Genomic DNA, 17682 nt, shown 5'->3' on the forward strand with positions numbered 1-17682 from the left:
AAAGCGGACTGGATGCGGCCTCGTGAATCTATCAGCGTCAGCGCGCGAGCGTAAAGGAGCGGACGGCGCTGCTCGTTTCGTACAAGCGGCCGTTGTCGAACTGCTCGGCGACGATGGTCCAGTAATAGACGCCCGGCGGCAGATCGCTTACCACCAGCTGACCGCCCGGCAGGTCCGCGCGGTCAACGAGCGGATGACGCAGATCGGCCGTCGTCGCCATGACGAAGCGAAAGCGCGTTTCCCCCGACGCCGGCGCACGGCTCACGAACCAGCGGAACTCGTAGTCGTGGCTGCCGGCACGCGGCGCCGCCGATGCCGCGAGACCGAACTGACGGCGCTCAAAGCCATACACCTGTGGCAAGCCTTCGAGCCCGTTCGCGTCGATGGCCGCGATGCGCACGAAATAGGTGCCGTCGGGAAGATCGCCGAAATCGGCGTGCTGCGCGCTCACGCGCAGGTCGCGGATCAGATCGAGCTGGTCGGCGTCGCGCGAAATCTGCACGCGATAGCCTGCTGGCCTCGCTCGCGTCCCGGCGCCGCCGCCCGCCTCGGCGGGGATCACATCGAAGACGACCGTCTTGCCGTCCTGCACGCGGGCCGGCTGAGCGAGCGCGGGCGCGGCGAGCAGTTCCACGGCATCGCCCGGCGCGCTGCCGGCTCGCGTGATGCTGCCAAAGCGCGCCGCCAGCAATTGCGCCGACGCCTGCAGCGGCGCACCGGGCGCGGGGGCGCGCGAAAGCGCTGCGGCGGGATCGACGCCGACTGCGCCGTCCAGCACCTCGACCGCCGTGATTTGCGCGTCGCCGTCGTAAGCGACGCGAAAATGCGTGCCGCGCACGCCCGCCACGACCGACGGCGAGCGGATCTGGAAGCGGTCGTCCGGCTTCGTCGCATGCGTGACTTCGCTTTCGACCCGGCCGCGCTGCAATTCGAGTTGCCGGTCGCCCGCACCCGTCAGCGTGGTGCGCCGCAGCCTGCCGATGTCGAGCATGCTGTCCTCGGTCAGCGTCACATGCGAGCCGTCGGACAGCTCCAGCGTGACGAAGCCGTTGGCTCCGGTGCGAATGCGATCGCCTTCGCCGAGCATCGCGCCGGCCGCAAGCGGCACATAAGGGCTCTTGCCGAACGCATGGTCGGCCGGGCCGCTCGTTGCGATCACGCGTGCCGTCTCCGGGTCCTGCCTGAGTTTGTCGGCCGGCAGACGCAGCGCCACGCCGGCATGCATGCGGCGCGGCGCGGGCACGCGGTTCAGGCGGCTCAGCGCGGCCCAGTCGCCGCTGTCGCTCAGATAGCGGCTCGCAATCTCGTAGAGCGTGTCGCCTTCACGCGTCACATAGGCCACGTAGGCGGGCGGCGCGGCTTTCACGCGCGGCTTCGGCACAGGCGAAGACTGCGCGTGGGCGGAGCCCGGCGCGAAGCAGGCGATGGCGAGCACGCCGGCTGCCGTCAGCGCTGCGCCCGCGCGGCGGCTCGCCGAACCTCTCCTGCCCTGCTCTACCGAAGCGGCACCGGCCGAGACCGTCACGCCTGCCCCGCTTCGGGACGCCCGGCCACGGCCGGCGCCTCGCTGGCGGATTCGAGCCGCTCGAGGCGTTCCAGCCGGTAGCCGTAGCCGTAAATCGGCGTCAGACGGTAGCCGTGCTCGGGACGCAGGCCGAGCTTGCTGCGCAGCATGGAGACGTGCGTGTCCATGGTGCGCGACGGGATGTCGGTCGCCTGCTTCCAGATGACGTCGAGAATATGCGCGCGCGACAATGGCCGGCTCAGATGCTGGAACAGCAGCAGCGCGAGCTCGAACTCTTTCTGCGTGAGCGCCACCTTCGTGCCGCGCACCACCACATGCTTCGCATGCAGGTCGAATTCGAACTCGCCGAAGACTTCCCGCGCCGCCGGCGGCTTCAGATGATAGGCGCGCCGCAGCAGCGAACCGACGCGCGCCAGCAGCACCGCTGCGGAAACCGGTTTGACGACGTAGTCGTCAGCGCCGGTATTCAGAATCGACGTGATGTCGCTTTCATGGCCGCGGCTCGTCATGAACAACACGGGCAAGCGTTCTGACAGACTTTCTCGTACCCAGCGCAGGACTTCTTCGCCCGACATATCGGGCACGTTCCAGTCGAGCACCAGCAGATCGAAGGTCTGGCGCCGCAATTGCCGCACCAGTTCGCGGCCTTCCCCATATGCGTGACAGACATGGCCGGCCGCCGACAGCGTTTGGCAAACAAGATCGGCCTGCGCCGAATCGTCATCCAGGACAGCAATTCTCATAAAACCCCGCAACGCGACTTATCGTTTCTAACTGGCGGACCGGCGCCCCGCAGCCGTGATCCGCTGCCAGCCATCCGGCGGACTGGCCGGGATGCCGGTGCTCGCTGGCACCGGGATCCGGCCTTCCACTCATCTTCAGTTCGAAGTTTTCTTCGACTTCTTTCGACTAATGGTCCTTCGCCTCGCGCCCCGTATAACCCCGTGACCACTCCATCTCAAAATTTGCGCGCATTTTTTGATTCAGGAGCGGCGATTATCAAACCGCCGGTCATCATAATCGAAAAAACGGCTGTTTTTTTCTCCACGCCATTAAACGGCTCGCAGGCGGCCTGGCGATGACTTTGGGATTCTTTGCGATTCTTTGTCCGCCGCTCTCATGCCGCCTGCATTCCGCTTATATCGGCTCGCCTTCCCTTGCGCGCCTTGCGGCTTTGCCCATCGGTCGGTATTCGCACGTCTTCCAGGTTCTGCCGCCTGGTATGTCTGCCCATTCGGGCTCGTTATTGAATGAGAGGGTCTCTCTCGCGCGGTGCTGGCCCCGCCGCCGTTGTTTTCCAAACCGCGGCCGGGATTCGGAAACAGCGATTTGACATTTCGTGAGTCAGTATAGGAACTGTCTCAAAATAAATCGTTTAAGCTTTGTCAAATCGGTCTGGCACGGCATGGCAGGCGGCGCCATGCCGCGTCCAAGGCGTCGAAATGGCTTGAAAAACAAGGGGTTGGACTGGGCGCTGTGCAGCCGTTGTGCGAAGCGCATGGAGGTAGGCGAGGCGCCAGCCATAGCGTTGCGCGCGGCGGCGTGTGGTTTTTGTCGTTCGCGGCAGCATCTGCGCGCAAGCCACCGGGCAGGCGTCACCGGTTTCCCGTCGGCAGTCTTAACGCTTCGCGATGCCGCCCGTAAGTGCCGGGCTGGGCTCGCGCGCACCCGCGCTCTCGCGCCCCGCGTCGAGCAGGTCGCGCGCAATTTCCGCGACGCGTGCGACGTGCGCGATCGCTGCGTCCCGCGCGCCGCACCGATCGCCCGCGCGGATCGCGCCAAGTATCTGGTTCATCTCGTGGACCGCTTGCCGGCCCCGGTCGTCGGAAGCAATCGTCAAGGCGCGCAGGCGATTGATCCGCGCAGTCAACGACTGCACTATTTCCCACGCCACGCGTTTTTTCCCCGCGCCGAACATCCGTTCGTAGAACGCAGTGGTCGACTCCCGCACGGCCTGATGATTTTCCGCATCGAACGCGTCTTCTATCTTGCGCAGGCACGCAGTCAGATCGGCGACTGTGTTCTCATCGGCGTATTGCGCGCAAGCCATCGCGGCCTCGCCTTCGAGCAGCGCGCGAATTTCATAGATCTCGGCCGCGGTGGCTGCGTCGAGTGTCGCGACAATCGGTCCCTGGTTCGGTATCGAGTCGACGAGCCCCTCGGTCTCCAGATGCCGCAGCACTTCGCGCACGACGGTACGGCTCACGCCCAGCTCCTCGCAGAGCGATCGCTCGACAAGCCGCTCGCCCGGGCGAAAATGCGCATCCAGAATCGCCGTGCGCATTTTCTCGAGCACGAGTTCCCGCAACGTCGTGGTGCGGCGTTCGACCTTCAGCGAGGGCAGCGCGTCGCTCATTGCGGGCTCAGGCCTGAGCGAAGAGCCGCACGTCGCGCGCGTCCCAATCGACGAGCGCCTCGGTGCCGACCGCGAGCCCGCTGTCATGACGATGCCCCGCCGGCATGCGAATCGAAATCTCCTGTTGCCAGGGCGTCGCGACCGCGTAGTGCATGGCGTCGCCGAGATAGGTGATGTCGCGCACCGTCACGGGCAGCCCGGCCGCGTGGCGTGCATCGCGCAGCGGGTGGATGCGCATCTGCTCGGGACGGATCATCAGCGTGCCGTCGTCGCCCGCGCTCAGCGCCGGATGGAAAGTGCCCGTCGCCACCTCGTGGCCGTTCGGGAACACGCCGTTCATGCGGCCGTTGCTGTGCGCCGTCACGCGCACCGGCAAGAAGTTCGAATTGCCGATGAAGCTCGCCACGAAGCGCGACGCGGGATTCGCATAGAGCTGCTCGCCCGTGCCGACCTGTTCGATTCGCCCGTTGTTGAACACGGCGATGCGGTCCGACAGACGCAGCGCCTCTTCCTGGTCGTGCGTCACATAGAGAATCGTGACGCCCGTCTCCTGATGAATGCGGCGCAATTCCAGCTGGATCTCTTCGCGCAGTTTCTTGTCCAGTGCCGACAACGGCTCGTCCATCAGCAGCACCGGCGGATCGTAGGCGAGCGCACGCGCAATCGCGACGCGCTGCTGCTGCCCGCCCGATAGCTGCGCGGGCATCCGATCGCGGCATTCGGACAGATGCACGAGCTTGAGCATCTGTTCGACCTTGGCCTTCACCTCGGCTTCCGGACGGCGCCGCACGCGCAACGGAAACGCCACGTTTTCGCCGACCGTCAAATGCGGAAACAGTGTGTAGCGCTGAAACACCATGCCGATGTTGCGTTTGTTCGGAGCAACGGCAAGCAGCGGCTTGCCGTCGAGCAGCACGCGCCCTTCGCTCGGCTCCTGAAAGCCCGCGACGATATAAAGCGTCGTGCTCTTGCCCGAACCGGACGGCCCGAGGAAGGTCATGAACTCGCCCTTGCGGACGTCGAGCGATACATGATCGATGGCGACGACGTCGTCGTAAGTCTTGCGCAGGCGCTGGATTTGCAGGAATGCGGAAGTCATGGCTCGTTACCTCGAATAGCGTGTGTTAGCGCGCGCGGCGCAGCACGGCGCCCGCGAGCATCAATACGGTGGTCAGGCCGACGAGCAGCGAGGACGCCGCCGCGACCACGGGCGTCAGGTCCTGCCGCAAGGTCGCCCAGATGCGCACGGGCAGAGTCTGCAGCGTCGGGCTCGCCATGAAGATCGACACGACGACCTCGTCCCACGATGCGAGGAACGAGAAGATCGCCGCCGCGAACAGGCCGAGCCGGATTGCCGGCAAGGTCACGCGCAGCTTCACCTGAAGCGGCGACGCACCGCAGACGAGCGCCGCATCCTCGAGCGCCGTGTCGAAGCTCGCGAGCGAATTGCTGATCGAGATGATCGAGAACGGCAACGCAATGATCAGATGGCCGATCACGAAGCCCGTCATGGTGCCGTTCAGACCGATGCGCAGAAAGAACGCATAGAGCGCGACCGCGAGCACCACGACCGGCAGCACCATCGGCGTGATGAAGAATGCGCGCGCCGCCTCGCGTCCGCGGAATCTGCCGCGCACGAGCGCGAGCGACGCGAGAAAGCCGATCAGCACCGACAGCACGGTGACGATTGCGCCGAGCTTCGCGCTCGTCAGCAGCGAGTCGATCCAGCCGGCGTCGGTGAAGAGCTGGCGGTACCACTCCAGCGTCCAGCCCGGCGGCGGAAAGATCAGCCACTGCGAATCGCCGAACGACAGCGCGACGATGAACAGAATCGGCAGAAGCAGGAACAGCGCGACGGCAGCGCCGACGGCAAGCAACACCCAGCGCATGGCGCCGAGGCGATCGAAGTCGAGGAGCATGTCAAATCTCCCGTCGGGCCGCCCCAAGGGGGACTGACGCCCCTTTGAGGAGCAGCGAACCTAGTGAGTACGGTGGCTGTTTCATCATTTCCCTCCGGCGGTCGCGCGTGCTCCGCCCGCAAACCGCAATTGCAATGCATACAACGCGAGGGTGACGACCAGCAGCACGAACGCCGCGGCCCCCGCCAGGCCCCAATTGAGCAATTGCTGGACGAGCTGCGCGATGAGTTCCGCGAGCATCATGTATGAAGCGCCGCCCAGCAGCGCGGGCGTGACGAAATAACCGAGTGCCATCACGAACACCATCAGCCCGCCGGCCGCGATGCCCGGCATGGCGAGCGGCACGAGAATGCGCCAGAACGCCTGCCAGCGGCTCGCACCGCAGACGGCGGCGGCACGCAGCGTCGACGGATCGATGCCGCGCAAGGTCGCATGCAGCGGCATCACGAGAAACGGCAGCATGATGTAGGTCATGCCGATCGTCACGCCGATCAGATTGTTGACGAGCGTGAGCGGCTCGCTGATCACGCCGAGCGCCATCAGCAGACGGTTGATCGGCCCGGTCTGCTGCAGCAGCACCATCCACGCGAAGGTGCGTGCGAGCAGATTGGTCCACATCGACAGCAGCAGGATCGCGAACAGCACGGTGCTCAGCTTGCGCGGCGCGATGGCCAGCAGCCAGGCGGTCGGAAAGCCGATCAGCAAGGTCGCGACCGTCACTACCGACGCCACCAGAAACGTATTGCCGAACACGCGCAAATACGTGGTTGAGCCGAGCAGCTGCGTGTAGTTCTGGAGGCCCGGCGTCGGCTCCAGCACGCTGCGCAGCAGCAGCGACAGCACCGGCAGCAGGAAGAAGACGACGAGCAGCAGGAGCGCCGGCATCAGGAGGCGCATGCTGCGCCAGTCGCGCCGCCGGCGCGGAACTGTGGCAGGCGGATGCACGACGGTACTCAGAACATCAGGCATGGTGTTTCCCCATCCACTCCAGTGACGGTGCGGCGCGCCGCACGCTTACTTCGACTGCCACGCGTACCAGCGCTTCGCGATGGCGTCGCGGTTCTCGGCCCAGTACTTCATGTCGAGATTGATCTGCGAGGACTTGTACTGATCGGGCAGCGTCTTTGCGACCGCCGGCGACATCAGCGCGGCGGACTTCACGTTGACGGGCGCGTAGCCCGTGTCCGTGGCGAACTTCGCCTGCGCCTGGGCGCTCGTCGCTGCAGCCAGATACTTCATCGCCTCGGCCTTATGCTTCGCGCCCTTTGGAATGACCAGCATGTCGGCGGCGGTCAGATTCTGGTTCCATGAAATGCCGACGGGCACGCCGGTCTGTTCGAGCGCATGCAGACGGCCGTTCCAGAACATGCCGATAGGCGCTTCGCCCGACGCGAGCAGTTGCTGCGATTGCGCCCCGCCGCTCCACCAGACTATGTCGCCTTTGATCGTGTCGAGCTTCTTGAACGCACGGTCGAGATCCAGCGGATACAGCTTGTTCGGCTGCACGCCGTCGGCGAGCAGCGCGATTTCCAGCACGCCGGGCGCGGACCATTTATAGAGCGTGCGCTTGCCGGGGAATTTTCTGGTATCGAACAGATCGGCCCAGCTTTGCGGCTGCGCGCCCGCGTACTTCGCCTTGTTGTAGCCGAGCACGAACGAGTAGTAAAAGCTGCCCACCGCCGCCGGCGTCGCAAAGCGCGGGTCGAGCTCGTCCTTCTTCACGACCGAATAATCGATCGGCTCGATGAGGCCGGCCTGCTGCGCGGCATACGCGAAGTCGCCTTCCACGTCGACGACGTCCCAGTTCACATTGCCGCTGTCGACCATCGCCTTCAGCTTGCCGTAGTCGGTCGGGCCGTCCATCAGCACGTTGATGCCGGTGGCCTGCGTGAAAGGCTGTGCCCAGTTCTTCTGCTGCGACGACTGCGTGGTGCCGCCCCAGCTCGTGAACACGATCGGGTCCGCGGCAAGCGCGGGCGCCGCCGTGCACAATGCGAGCAGCGACGCGATAAGGGTGCTTCGGGTCTTCATGTCTGTCTCCATGGATATGGTTCGTATCGGGCAACGCATACGGCGGCCGGTCGAATGCCGGCTTCGAGCTTCTGATTCGTCAGGCAAGCGGCGAAAAGCGCGCCGGCTTCATGATCTTGTTTTCCATTTCTTCCATCAGCGCCTGGATCTTCGGCGCGAACGCCTGCCACGCGCGATCTTCCGCGAGCGCCGCGCGGCGTCGTTCGCGCTCGTCGAGGCTCGGATAAGCCCAGATATGCACGATCTGGTTCAACGGGCCGATGTCCGAAAAGAAATAGCCGACCAGTTCGCCGAGATAGCGCTTCTGCAGTTCGATGCCCTCTTCCTCCACGAGCTTCAGATAGCTCGGCACGGCGCCGGTCTTGATGCGGTAGGTGCGGATTTCGTAGTACATGCGGGCTCCAGGTGTCGGTTTGGGCGTATGCCGGCGCTCAGCGCATCACAAACGGATCGGCGATCGGTTCGTCCGATGTGCGGATCCACACAGATTTGGTGCGCGTGTACTCCAGCACCGCTTCGAGGCCGCCTTCGCGGCCGAGCCCGGACAGACCGTAGCCGCCGAACGGCACAATGGGCGAGACAGCGCGATAGGTGTTGACCCACACGATGCCGGCCCGCAACGCGCGCGTGAGACGGTGCGCGCGCGTGAGATCGCGGGTGAACACGCCGGAGGCGAGGCCATAGCGCGTATCGTTCGCAAGCGCAATGGCGTCGGCTTCGGTATCGAACGTGACGACGCTCAGCACAGGACCGAACAGTTCTTCCGACACGCTTGGCACCCGCGAGTCCGGACAATCGACGATGGTCGGCAGGAAGTAGTTGCCACGCGCAAAACCGTCGGCCCGCCTGCCGCCCGTCACTATCCGGCCGCCGGCTGCGACGCTCGCACGCAGCACGTTTTCGATGTGCTCCAGTTGCCGGCGCGTCGCGAGCGGCCCCATTTCGGTGGCCGCATCCTGCGGATTGCCGATGCGGATCGCCTGCGCTTTCGCGACGAGCCGCTCAATCAGGGCGTCATGAATGCCGCGCTGGACAACGAGCCGCGAACCGGCGACGCAACTCTGCCCGCTCGCCGCGAAAATGCCGGCGATCACGGCATTGCACGCGCTTTCCAGATCGGCGTCCTCGAAGACAAGTACCGGCGATTTGCCGCCCAGCTCGAGCGACATGGCCGCGAGATTCGCCGCCGAATTGCGCACCACGTGGCGCGCGGTTTCGGGACCGCCCGTAAAGGCAATCCGCGACACGAGCGGATGACTCGTCAGCGTGCGCCCGCAGTCGTTGCCGAAGCCCGTGACGATATTCACGACCCCTCCGGGAAAGCCCGCCTCGTTCACCAGCCGCGCGAATTCGAGCAACGGCGCGGGGCCGTCTTCGGAAGCCTTCAGCACGATCGTGCAACCCGCGGCGAGCGCCGGGCCAATCTTCACGGCCGACAGAAAAAGCTGCGAATTCCACGGCACGATCCCGGCGACGACACCAACCGGTTCCCGCCGCAGCGTCACTTCCATGTCGGGCTTGTCGACGGGCAGCCACGCGCCCTGAATCTTGTCGGCGACGCCCGCGTAGTAGCGGTAGTACTCGGCGACATAGCCGATCTGGCTCTTCGTCTCGCGAATGATCTTGCCGGTATCCCGCGTTTCGAGTTCGGCCAGACGCGGCGCATTCTGCGCGACGAGATCCGCGAGTGTGTAAAGCAGCTTGCCGCGCGCGCTCGCCGTGAGATTCGCCCACGCCGGGTCGGTGAGCGCGCGATGCGCGGCCTGAACCGCTCGGTCGACGTCATGCTCGCTGGCAGCAGGCATGCGCGCCCACACCTCGCCCGTCGACGGATCGACGCTGTCGAAAGACTCGCGCGCATCTTCGAACGCACCGTCGATGTATTGCTGGAACCGCTCAACCATGTCAGCCACTCCGGGATATTGAACAGGTATCGGCGTCGGTGTCAGTGCGCGCCGAATGCGGGCATCACGTCGGAGATAAAGAGTTCCAGCGACTTGCGCTTGCGCTCGAAGCTCATATGGCTGTCGAGCCAGAAGCTGTACTGGTCGTAGCCGAGTTCCTCATAACCCTTCAGGCGCGCGATCACCTGCTTCGGTTCGCCGATCACGAGGTTCTTACGGATGGCTTCGGACGAATACTGCGGGAACATGTCGATGTCGGCATCCGTAATCGGTTCGATAAAGCCTTGCTCGATCGGGCGCTCGTTCTTGAACCACTTGCTAAAGTAGCGGTAAAACTGCGCGAGGTCTTCGACGGCCGCATCCACTTCGGCGGCGTTCGCGCCGACGAACGTGTGCATCAGCATCATCACCTGCGGGCGCGGCACGTCCGGATTCGCGGCGCAGGCGGCATTAAAGCGCTCCATGAGGCTCACCACTTCGGCGTCGCCCTGCGCGAGCGACGTCACCTGCACGTTGCAGCCGTTCGCAATGGCGAACGCGTGCGAGTTCGGATCGCGAGCGGCAAGCCATAGCGGCGGATGCGGCTGCTGAACCGGACGCGGCACCGGCGTGCTTGTCGGCCAGGACCAGAATTCGCCCTGATGCGCATAGTCGCCCTTGAAAAGCTGGCGCAACGCGGGGACGAGTTCGCGCATCCGCGCGCCGGCTGTCATCGCGTCGAGTCCAGGCACAAGCCGCTCGTATTCGAACGAATAGGCGCCGCGCGCAATGCCCAGATCGAGCCGGCCGTTGCTCGCGACGTCGACCATGCCCGCTTCGCCGGCCAATGCGATCGGATGCCAGAACGGGGCGATCACCGTTCCGGTGCCGAGACGGATGCGCTCCGTCTTCGCCGCGAGATACGCGAGATTGACGAACGGATTTGGCGCAATCGTGAATTCCATCGCGTGATGTTCGCCGATCCACGCGGTTTCGAAACCACCGCGCTCGGCGATCTGCACGAGTTCGGTCATCTGGTCGAAGAGTTCGCGATGCGACGTGGTGTCGTCGTAGCGCTCCATATGCAGGAACAACGAGAACTTCATGATGATTCCTTTACCGTGGGTGCTGCGGGCGGCGCGTAGGCGTGCAATCGCGGGCAGCGAATTCGTTGGCGAAGCGGAGCATGCTCGTGAGCGGCGATGTCAGTGCGCGAGCGCGAGCGTCTGGACCTTGCCGGCTTCCGTATCGCCGACATAAATGCCGAACGCGTCTTCACTGCGTTCGCGCACGTAACGTTGCAGCATCGAACGCACGGCTTCGTCGTGCAGTTGATCCCACGGAATTTGCGCAAGCGGCACGATGCGGATCGCGCTGTCCATCCACGCGGAACCGTTGTCGATGACGCGGCCGCGGTAGTAGATCTGCACGCTCGCGAACGGGCCACTTGCCTGCGCACTGCCCGATTCGAACACGGCAAAAATGAAGTCCAGATGCACGTTGAGACCGAACTTCGTGAGCAGGCCGCGCAGGCTCGCGGCGTCGCTCGCTGGCTCGAGCTTGATGCCCGTCGGCAGCTTCAGCCCCTGCGGCGTTTCGAGCAGCACAAGTCCGTCGCGATGTTCGAGGATCGCGCCGACTTGCGCGCGCGAACCCGCAGCGGCGAGCGCATCCTGCGAAAGGCTGAAGTTCACGTAGGCGCCGCGGCAGTAGCCGAGCGGCGACGCGCTCGTGTGAACGAAATCGAGCACGCGTCCGATCAGAATGATGTGGTCGCCCGCGTCGACCACCTCGTGCGTCGCGCAGTCGAAGCTCGCCGCCGCGCCCTTCATCACCGGCGCGCCCGTGTTGCGCGTTTCCCAGGCGACCTGCGCGAACTTGTCGGCGACTTTGGAGGCGAACACGCCCGACACGGCTTTCTGATCTTCCGCCAGCACGCTGACGGCGAAGTGGCTCGTCCCGGAGAACACGGCATAGCTCGACGCGGTCTTGGCAATGCACACCAGAATCAGCGGCGGATCGAGCGATACCGAGGTGAACGAGTTGGCGGTAAAGCCGCGTGGCGAGCCGTCGGCCTGAATCGTCGTGACGACGGTCACGCCCGTCACGAATGCGCCCAGCGCGCGGCGGAATTCGGCGGCGTCGAAAGCCTGGTGGGTAGCCGGCTCATTCATGACTTGCTCCAATGATCGATGCGTGGGCATGGCGTGCGGCGTTTGCTTCAGCGAGGAACGCGAGCAGCCGTTCGTTCACGCGCGCGGGGTCCGTCAGGTTCATCATATGGCGCGCGTTCGGGAGAATTTCCGCGCGGCCGTGGGGCGCCGCGGTGGCCATCGCGCGCGACATCGCCGGGCTCGAATTCGGATCGCACTCGCCTGTCAGGAAGAGCGCGGGCACGGCCAGATTGGCAAGCCGGCCGACATGCGCATCGTCCGAAGCGGCGAACAGGCGGTACGTGCGCGCGTAGCCGAGCGGATCGACGGAAAGCAGCAGCGCGCGCACCGCTTGCGCCGCCTGCGTCAGGTGCCCGGGAACCGGGTCGCCGAACCAGCGCGAGAGCGTGGCGTCCACGCCCGCTTCCGGTGGCGTTTCGCCGAGCGAGGCCGCGCGGGACATCACCGCTTCACGTTGTGCGGGCGTGCGGTCATAAACCGCGTTGAGCGCCGCGACGCTCAGCGTGCGTTGTGGATGCGCCAGCGCGAATTCGAGTGCGACGAGTGCGCCCATGGAATGCCCGACCACATGCGCGCGCCCGATTCCCATGGCATCGAGCAGCACCTTTAGCTGCGCGGCGTATTCCGCGAGCGTCGGCGTGGCGCTCGGCAGCGCGCTCTCGCCGTGCCCAAGCATGTCGTAGACGAGAACCTGGTAGCTTGCCGCCAGCGCGTCGATCTGCGGCGCCCACACGCTCCGGTTCATGCCCACCCCGTGGATCAGCACGACGGTGGCGAGCGCATCCGGCGAGCGCGGCGCATACACGCTGTAGCTGGTGCCGCCGGCCGCGCCGCGCGACGCGGCTCGCTCGGGCGCGAACTCAGGCTTCATTGGACTCGAGCTCCTTGAGGTCCTGATAGCGGTCGCCGATCCGATGATGCGGACGGCCGCCGATCGAAGCACCGAGCGCGACGACGAGTTCGTCCGGCGCCGGTGCATCGACGATCGAAAACTGCACCGTCAGATAGTGCGAGCGCATGCCTTCGTCGTGCTTGTGCATCAGCGGAATGGAGATCGGGCAGTTCGGACCGCCGCGCAGATTCGTGAAGCTCAGATAGCTCTTTGCGCCGACGGCCTTGCGGTAGTGATTGCCGAAGCGCAGCGTATGGATCAGCGCCGACGCGTGCTCGATCTCGCCGGAGGTGCCGACAATCGCAGCCTTGCCGTAGCCTTCAATCGCCTCGCCGGAACCCGCGACGCGGAGCATTTCCGCCGTCAACATTTCGCCCAGTTGCGGTGCGAGCCCGTGAATTTCCGGCTTCAGGTCCTCGACGAAACCGCGCCCTGCCCACGGATTGCGCAGCACCGCCGCCGCCCCGAACAGCTTGAGCGGCCGCACAGCCGCGCGGCCGCCCTCGATGAAAGTGTCTTCGACATAGGTGACCAGCTTGCGCACTTCCAGCTTCATATCGTTCTCCTGACGGGGGCCGCAGCCCGGGATGTCCAGTGTGATGCAGATCGTTGAGATTATGGTATGCCATCTTATGGCGGACACCAAGCTAATCAGTATTATGGAATACCATGAGATCAGGCGTGCGCGTTCAGGCACGATTTCCGGCAGGCACTCGCACGACGAGGCGGGCGACGGCGTCGGCTGCAGCCTGGACTGAGGTTGCGGTATGCGGTGTGCGGTATGCGGTGTGCGGTCAAATGAAAAAGGCCGCCGGGAGACCGGCGGCCTTCACTTCATTCGCGTTGACTTCGCGTCACTCGCCCACGGCCGGCTCCGCTTGCTGTGTGAGCGCGCTCATTGCAAGTTCGCCGGCCCGCTTGATGTGCGCAGCCGATGCCGCCGCGGCGGCGTCGCCGTCGCGCCGCTCGATCGCGTCGAGCAGCGTGTTCATCTCCTGATTCGACTCGTCGCCGCGCCCCGGCGTCGCGATGGTCAGCGCGCGCAGCCGATTGATGCGCGCATTCAACGTTTTCACGACGCTGAGCGAGACGTGCTTGTGCGCGCCCTCGAACATGGCATCGTAGAAAAGCTCGGTGTATTCGAGCACGCGCGGCAGGTCATTTTTCTCGAACGCGTCTTCGATGACCTGGCGCAGCCCGCGCAGCCGCGCGACGAGTTCCGGCGACGACTGCTCCGCGCAAGCCCGCGCGGCATTGGCTTCGAGCAGGCCGCGCAATTCATAGGTTTCCGCCACCTGGTCGGGATCGAGCCGCGCGACGATCGGGCCTTGCCGGGCGACGATCTCGACCAGCCCTTCCGTTTCCAGATGCCGCAGCACCTCGCGCACCACCGTGCGGCTCACGCCCAGTTCGTCGCACAGCGTACGCTCGACAAGCCGCGCGCCGGGTCGAAAGTACCCTTGCACGATGGCGCCGCGCAGTTTTTCAAGCGTGAGCTCACGCAGCGTTTTGGCGTTGCGGTCGATGCGAAGGTCTGACATAGGCGGCAAAGAGGAGAGGGGCTCGACTCCGGCCGGCGCCCGAGGGATCGGCGCCGGCCGATGGAATGCCATATTATCGCTTGTTCGACCTGTCAGGTTGCGGGCATGCGTTCCAGCGCGCGCGCCGCCTCGAGCATCCCGCCCAGCACTTTGTCGGCCACCTGCTCCGAGAAGCCCTGCGGAAGTTCGGCGCGAACCTGTTCGACGACCCCGGGCGTGCGGGCAATGATCTCCTGAAGCAGCGGCTCGGCGTTCTCGCCATAGCCGACCTTCCTCGCCGTGCTGTTGAAATGGCGCCGCTCGATCTTGTGCATCTGATAGTGCCTGTTCTTGCCGAGCAGGGCCATCGCCAGTTTGATTTCCTGCTCCGCCCACTGGCTCGGCCCGTCGCCGATCACCGGGTAGGCCGACATCACGTCATAGATGGGCGTCAGCCTGAAGCGTCCGCCGTCGCCGGCCAGCAACTGGAGACTGAAGTTTTTTGCGTGCCCGTCCGGCGCCCGCATCATCCAGAAAATGATCTGCGAGGCCATGAGCGTGCGCATGTCTTCCTCCGCCTGCTGCGACTGCTGTAATAGCGTGAACAGCGTCGCAAGGCCGGGGCCGCCCTCGTTCTCGTACTTGACGAGGGGCGAGGTGCCGGTTGCCTGACAGAAATCCTCCTGGATGAGCCGGAACAGCTGCTTTCCACTGCGGGAGAGGACCCGGTCGAAACGCTCGACGACAAGCACTCGCTGCGAGCCGAACGTCGCGATGCGCACGTCGGCCGTGGGCAGCCCGTAGGCCTTCAGAAGCCGCATGCACAGCCATTCGTTGTCGACGGAGGTCGTGAAGTCGGCCTTGCGGCCGCCCACCATGCCGATAGGCAGCTTGAAGATGTGCGTGGTCGGTGTCGCGCCGCGCGGCTTCATCCACTGGCCATCCCACCACAGGAATGCGTCCTTTTCCTGGGCGCCCGCCAGCGAGATGCGGAAGTCGTCGTCGGGGTCTCTCGCCGCGGCAAAGCGCTCGGGACTGACCACTTCGAGCAGGTGCCGCTCAATGGCCTCTTCGTCGACGACCACACCCTCCACCTTGTCGATGCCCTGCGGTACCGCGTCGTCCGGCAGCAGTTGAAGCGCGCCCACGCAGTCGCGGCCGATGGCGGAAAGCAGATCGAACGCTTCGATGGAGCCGGTCTTGAACCGCGCCGCCACTCGCCTTCGAATTGTCTCGTTGTCCGGCAGAAGGCCGTCGAAGTAGTGAGAGACGCGATCTCCCCTGAGCGCCTCGTTGTGCAGATTGAACGGCAGCGACAGCGAGATCGGCCGCCCACGTGGCGATCGACACCAGGCGCTGTCGTACTGCAGCTCGGATTCGCCATTGGCATTGATGGTCCAACGCCCAACGAAATCGCCGTTGGCCCACAGGGAAAGCGTCTGGCTATGCGAGCGGCGGCCCATGCTCACCACTCCGAAACGCTGGTGGATTCGACGCCGCCCCGCTCGCCGAGACGCAGCTCGAGGCCGATGGCCGCGCACCAGCTGAGCAATTGCCGGAAGCTGAGATCCTCGGGATTTCTTTCCAGATACGATATGCGGTTCTGACTCAAGCCGACACGCTGCGCGAGCTCCGCCTGGGTGAGCTTGCGCCGCTTGCGCGACGCGACCAGCAACTGACTGAGCTGCGTTGCGGTGAACAGCGGCTGACTGGAGGGAGCGGAAGTCATAGAAATATCCGTTATTCGGCTATCTCCATTTTAGCTGCTATCCGGCTAAAATCAAATTAGCTGCAATACGGATATTTTCCCTATCGCGGACGCCCCTCGCCGCCCAGCCCCCGCGCCGGCATAGGGGAGTGCCGTGGTCCGCGACTAGCCCGGACGTTGCCCCAGCGCGCCGCGCGTTTCGCGGCTCAAGCGCCGCACTGCCTCGGGCGGCTGCCCGACGGTGCGCAGGAACGCGCGTCTCATCCGCTCGCGATTGTTCAACCCCACCTGGTCCGCGATTACATCCAGTGACAGACGCCCTTGCTCCAGCATCAGCCTCGCCGCTTCGACGCGCAGATGTTGAATCATGTGACGCACGGCGACGAGCGCATTCTGGCCGGCATGTTCCTGTTGTGGGGCGTGGCGGCGACGGGAGGCAACCTGTGGGCCGGACGGCTCGTCGACAAGTTCCGCAGTCGCCACATCATCAACGCGATGCTGTGCGTGGCCGCCGTCAACTTCTGCGCGCTGCCGTGGACTTCCGGGCATACGTTGAGCGCCGCGCTTGCGCTGACGGTTCGGGGAATCTGCGGCTCGGGCCTCATCGTTCCGCAGCAGCACCGGCTTGTGCAATTGTCGCCGCACGTCGCGCCGTTGCTGGTCGCGCTCAACAATACGGCCACGTATATCGGGCTCGCGTGCTCGGGACTGCTCGGCGGCGCGGTGCTGCAGTCCATTGGCGGCCGCTATCTGAGCGTCGTGGCCGCGGCGCTGATCGGGTTTGCGTGGGTCCTCTCCGAGGCCGCGTATCGGCGAATCGAGCAGCCAGGCATGGCGCCGCACGCTGCGGCCAGCCGCCGAACCGGGACGGCCTGAGCAGCTTGATCGCGCTCCTCGCGTTCCCACATAAAAGAACGGCGTCGTGCCCGCGTGGGACGACGCCGCTTCAAAAAACACCACACGCTCGCGGGGGCTGCCCACACGAGTGGAGAAAAAATAACTGCTACGAAAATCTTCCTCAAGATGAAAGAACTGCTTTTGTAACGACGCGGGCGGTAGTTCGGGCGGTAGTTATTACGCAGCCCTTAGCGCCCGGCCACTGCGGAGCAGCGCTCCATGCGGCGCGAAAAAGTTATGACTAAAGGCTTCAAAAGCGGCGCCCTTTACACACGCGACGATTTGTTACAGTCCCGCCGCAGCACGCGGTCACAAACCACAGGCGCTGGTTATTCGCGCGTAAGCCGGGTGAAACCGCCGCGCATTGGCTGTTAAAGCGCAATGTCAGGCCGGCAGATCCATGCAGCGGCGCACGCCATCCGCGCCGCGCACGGGCGCGACGTGCTCGAGCCTGACCTGCGCGCTGCCGGCCCGGCGAACGCCGAGTGCCTCCGCGGCGGCGTACGAGAGGTCGATGATCCGTCCGCGCACGAATGGCCCTCTGTCGTTGATACGCACGACGACAGAACGTGTACGGACCAGCGACGTCACACGCACACAGGCGCCTAACGGCAAGGTGCGGTGCGCTGCCGTCAATGCATGCATGTCGTAGCGTTCGCCGCTCGCGGGGCAATGTCCCAGGCGTAGTTGAAGGTTGAAGGCGGCGGTTCGCCAGTGGAATCCGAGAGAATCGGGTTTCCAGGACCAACCTCCCGAACAGGGAACCAAGGAGAACCG

General features: G+C 64.9%; 20 protein-coding genes. 2 read left to right on the plus strand and 18 right to left on the minus strand.

Features of this window, described 5'->3' with window-relative positions:
• Positions 1–37 precede the first annotated feature (37 nt).
• Entirely contained in the window at positions 38–1525 is a 1488-nt protein-coding gene (locus HV711_RS30100) for a FecR domain-containing protein (RefSeq protein WP_035485418.1), read from the minus strand.
• Positions 1522–2268 carry a response regulator transcription factor gene (locus HV711_RS30105; protein ID WP_013592245.1) on the minus strand — a complete coding sequence of 249 codons (747 nt, stop codon included), beginning with the start codon at positions 2266–2268 and terminating at the stop codon, positions 1522–1524. The genes HV711_RS30100 and HV711_RS30105 overlap by 4 nt, the downstream gene beginning before the upstream one ends.
• A gap of 201 nt (positions 2269–2469) precedes the next feature.
• On the opposite strand from HV711_RS30105, the gene HV711_RS30110 reads away from it, so the two are divergent.
• Positions 2470–2607: a hypothetical protein gene (locus HV711_RS30110; protein WP_175145520.1), complete on the plus strand. Its 138-nt coding sequence runs from the start codon at positions 2470–2472 to the stop codon at positions 2605–2607.
• Positions 2608–3143: 536 nt separating this feature from the next.
• Here the strand turns inward: HV711_RS30110 and HV711_RS30115 are convergent.
• From HV711_RS30115 to HV711_RS30185, 15 genes are all read right to left on the minus strand, one after another.
• Entirely contained in the window at positions 3144–3881 is a 738-nt protein-coding gene (locus tag HV711_RS30115; RefSeq protein ID WP_013592244.1) for a GntR family transcriptional regulator, read from the minus strand.
• Between the two features lie 7 nt (positions 3882–3888).
• Positions 3889–4980, minus strand: a complete 1092-nt coding sequence (locus HV711_RS30120; protein ID WP_014973389.1) for an ABC transporter ATP-binding protein — start codon at positions 4978–4980, stop codon at positions 3889–3891.
• A gap of 25 nt (positions 4981–5005) precedes the next feature.
• On the minus strand, positions 5006–5800 hold the full coding sequence (locus tag HV711_RS30125; protein ID WP_013592242.1) for an ABC transporter permease: 795 nt from the start codon (positions 5798–5800) through the stop codon (positions 5006–5008).
• Between the two features lie 84 nt (positions 5801–5884).
• Complete coding sequence (locus tag HV711_RS30130; RefSeq protein WP_028361925.1) at positions 5885–6769, minus strand: ABC transporter permease; 885 nt, start codon at positions 6767–6769, stop codon at positions 5885–5887.
• Positions 6770–6814: 45 nt separating this feature from the next.
• A complete protein-coding gene (locus HV711_RS30135) occupies positions 6815–7831 on the minus strand; it encodes an ABC transporter substrate-binding protein (RefSeq protein WP_035485421.1) in 1017 nt (338 codons plus the stop codon).
• Between the two features lie 79 nt (positions 7832–7910).
• Positions 7911–8225: an NIPSNAP family protein gene (locus tag HV711_RS30140; RefSeq protein WP_013592239.1), complete on the minus strand. Its 315-nt coding sequence runs from the start codon at positions 8223–8225 to the stop codon at positions 7911–7913.
• A gap of 37 nt (positions 8226–8262) precedes the next feature.
• Complete coding sequence (locus HV711_RS30145) at positions 8263–9735, minus strand: aldehyde dehydrogenase (protein ID WP_035485423.1); 1473 nt, start codon at positions 9733–9735, stop codon at positions 8263–8265.
• A gap of 41 nt (positions 9736–9776) precedes the next feature.
• Positions 9777–10820, minus strand: coding sequence for an LLM class flavin-dependent oxidoreductase (locus HV711_RS30150; protein ID WP_013592237.1), 1044 nt, complete (start codon positions 10818–10820; stop codon positions 9777–9779).
• Positions 10821–10919: 99 nt separating this feature from the next.
• The gene (locus tag HV711_RS30155; RefSeq protein ID WP_035485426.1) at positions 10920–11888 is read right to left on the minus strand and encodes a flavin reductase; all 969 of its coding nucleotides are present in this window, start codon (positions 11886–11888) and stop codon (positions 10920–10922) included.
• Positions 11881–12759, minus strand: coding sequence for an alpha/beta fold hydrolase (locus tag HV711_RS30160; RefSeq protein ID WP_035485429.1), 879 nt, complete (start codon positions 12757–12759; stop codon positions 11881–11883). Before HV711_RS30160 ends, HV711_RS30155 begins: the two co-directional genes overlap by 8 nt.
• Positions 12749–13336 carry an amino acid synthesis family protein gene (locus HV711_RS30165; protein WP_013592234.1) on the minus strand — a complete coding sequence of 196 codons (588 nt, stop codon included), beginning with the start codon at positions 13334–13336 and terminating at the stop codon, positions 12749–12751. Before HV711_RS30165 ends, HV711_RS30160 begins: the two co-directional genes overlap by 11 nt.
• Positions 13337–13634: 298 nt before the next feature.
• A complete protein-coding gene (locus HV711_RS30170; protein WP_082201605.1) occupies positions 13635–14321 on the minus strand; it encodes a GntR family transcriptional regulator in 687 nt (228 codons plus the stop codon).
• Between the two features lie 92 nt (positions 14322–14413).
• Positions 14414–15763 (minus strand): type II toxin-antitoxin system HipA family toxin, encoded by a 1350-nt coding sequence (locus HV711_RS30175; protein WP_028361930.1) that lies wholly within the window; start codon positions 15761–15763, stop codon positions 14414–14416.
• 2 nt (positions 15764–15765) lie between these two features.
• Complete coding sequence (locus tag HV711_RS30180; RefSeq protein ID WP_013592231.1) at positions 15766–16029, minus strand: helix-turn-helix domain-containing protein; 264 nt, start codon at positions 16027–16029, stop codon at positions 15766–15768.
• A 144-nt stretch (positions 16030–16173) separates the two neighbouring features.
• Positions 16174–16377, minus strand: coding sequence for a helix-turn-helix domain-containing protein (locus tag HV711_RS30185; RefSeq protein ID WP_425195035.1), 204 nt, complete (start codon positions 16375–16377; stop codon positions 16174–16176).
• Here HV711_RS30185 and HV711_RS30190 point away from each other — a divergent pair.
• Positions 16366–16884 carry an MFS transporter gene (locus HV711_RS30190; protein WP_035485435.1) on the plus strand — a complete coding sequence of 173 codons (519 nt, stop codon included), beginning with the start codon at positions 16366–16368 and terminating at the stop codon, positions 16882–16884. The genes HV711_RS30185 and HV711_RS30190 overlap by 12 nt on opposite strands.
• A 405-nt stretch (positions 16885–17289) precedes the next feature.
• Here HV711_RS30190 and HV711_RS30195 read toward each other — a convergent pair.
• On the minus strand, positions 17290–17682 hold a 393-nt coding region (locus tag HV711_RS30195; RefSeq protein WP_254604929.1), incomplete at its 5' end, for a septal ring lytic transglycosylase RlpA family protein.

The sequence above is a fragment of the Paraburkholderia phenoliruptrix genome, assembly GCF_902859825.1.
Taxonomy (GTDB): domain Bacteria; phylum Pseudomonadota; class Gammaproteobacteria; order Burkholderiales; family Burkholderiaceae; genus Paraburkholderia; species Paraburkholderia phenoliruptrix.

Excerpts from the sequence above, each read along its gene's own strand:
- HV711_RS30105 (WP_013592245.1), bottom strand. The coding sequence starts at position 2,268 with ATGAGAATTGCTGTCCTGGATGACGATTCGGCGCAGGCCGATCTTGTT.
- HV711_RS30115 (WP_013592244.1), bottom strand. The coding sequence starts at position 3,881 with ATGAGCGACGCGCTGCCCTCGCTGAAGGTCGAACGCCGCACCACGACG.
- HV711_RS30120 (WP_014973389.1), bottom strand. The coding sequence starts at position 4,980 with ATGACTTCCGCATTCCTGCAAATCCAGCGCCTGCGCAAGACTTACGAC.
- HV711_RS30125 (WP_013592242.1), bottom strand. The coding sequence starts at position 5,800 with ATGCTCCTCGACTTCGATCGCCTCGGCGCCATGCGCTGGGTGTTGCTT.
- HV711_RS30130 (WP_028361925.1), bottom strand. The coding sequence starts at position 6,769 with ATGCCTGATGTTCTGAGTACCGTCGTGCATCCGCCTGCCACAGTTCCG.
- HV711_RS30135 (WP_035485421.1), bottom strand. The coding sequence starts at position 7,831 with ATGAAGACCCGAAGCACCCTTATCGCGTCGCTGCTCGCATTGTGCACG.
- HV711_RS30140 (WP_013592239.1), bottom strand. The coding sequence starts at position 8,225 with ATGTACTACGAAATCCGCACCTACCGCATCAAGACCGGCGCCGTGCCG.
- HV711_RS30145 (WP_035485423.1), bottom strand. The coding sequence starts at position 9,735 with ATGGTTGAGCGGTTCCAGCAATACATCGACGGTGCGTTCGAAGATGCG.
- HV711_RS30150 (WP_013592237.1), bottom strand. The coding sequence starts at position 10,820 with ATGAAGTTCTCGTTGTTCCTGCATATGGAGCGCTACGACGACACCACG.
- HV711_RS30155 (WP_035485426.1), bottom strand. The coding sequence starts at position 11,888 with ATGAATGAGCCGGCTACCCACCAGGCTTTCGACGCCGCCGAATTCCGC.
- HV711_RS30160 (WP_035485429.1), bottom strand. The coding sequence starts at position 12,759 with ATGAAGCCTGAGTTCGCGCCCGAGCGAGCCGCGTCGCGCGGCGCGGCC.
- HV711_RS30165 (WP_013592234.1), bottom strand. The coding sequence starts at position 13,336 with ATGAAGCTGGAAGTGCGCAAGCTGGTCACCTATGTCGAAGACACTTTC.
- HV711_RS30170 (WP_082201605.1), bottom strand. The coding sequence starts at position 14,321 with ATGTCAGACCTTCGCATCGACCGCAACGCCAAAACGCTGCGTGAGCTC.
- HV711_RS30175 (WP_028361930.1), bottom strand. The coding sequence starts at position 15,763 with ATGGGCCGCCGCTCGCATAGCCAGACGCTTTCCCTGTGGGCCAACGGC.
- HV711_RS30180 (WP_013592231.1), bottom strand. The coding sequence starts at position 16,029 with ATGACTTCCGCTCCCTCCAGTCAGCCGCTGTTCACCGCAACGCAGCTC.
- HV711_RS30190 (WP_035485435.1), top strand. The coding sequence starts at position 16,366 with ATGTTGAATCATGTGACGCACGGCGACGAGCGCATTCTGGCCGGCATG.
- HV711_RS30185 (WP_425195035.1), bottom strand. The coding sequence starts at position 16,377 with ATGATTCAACATCTGCGCGTCGAAGCGGCGAGGCTGATGCTGGAGCAA.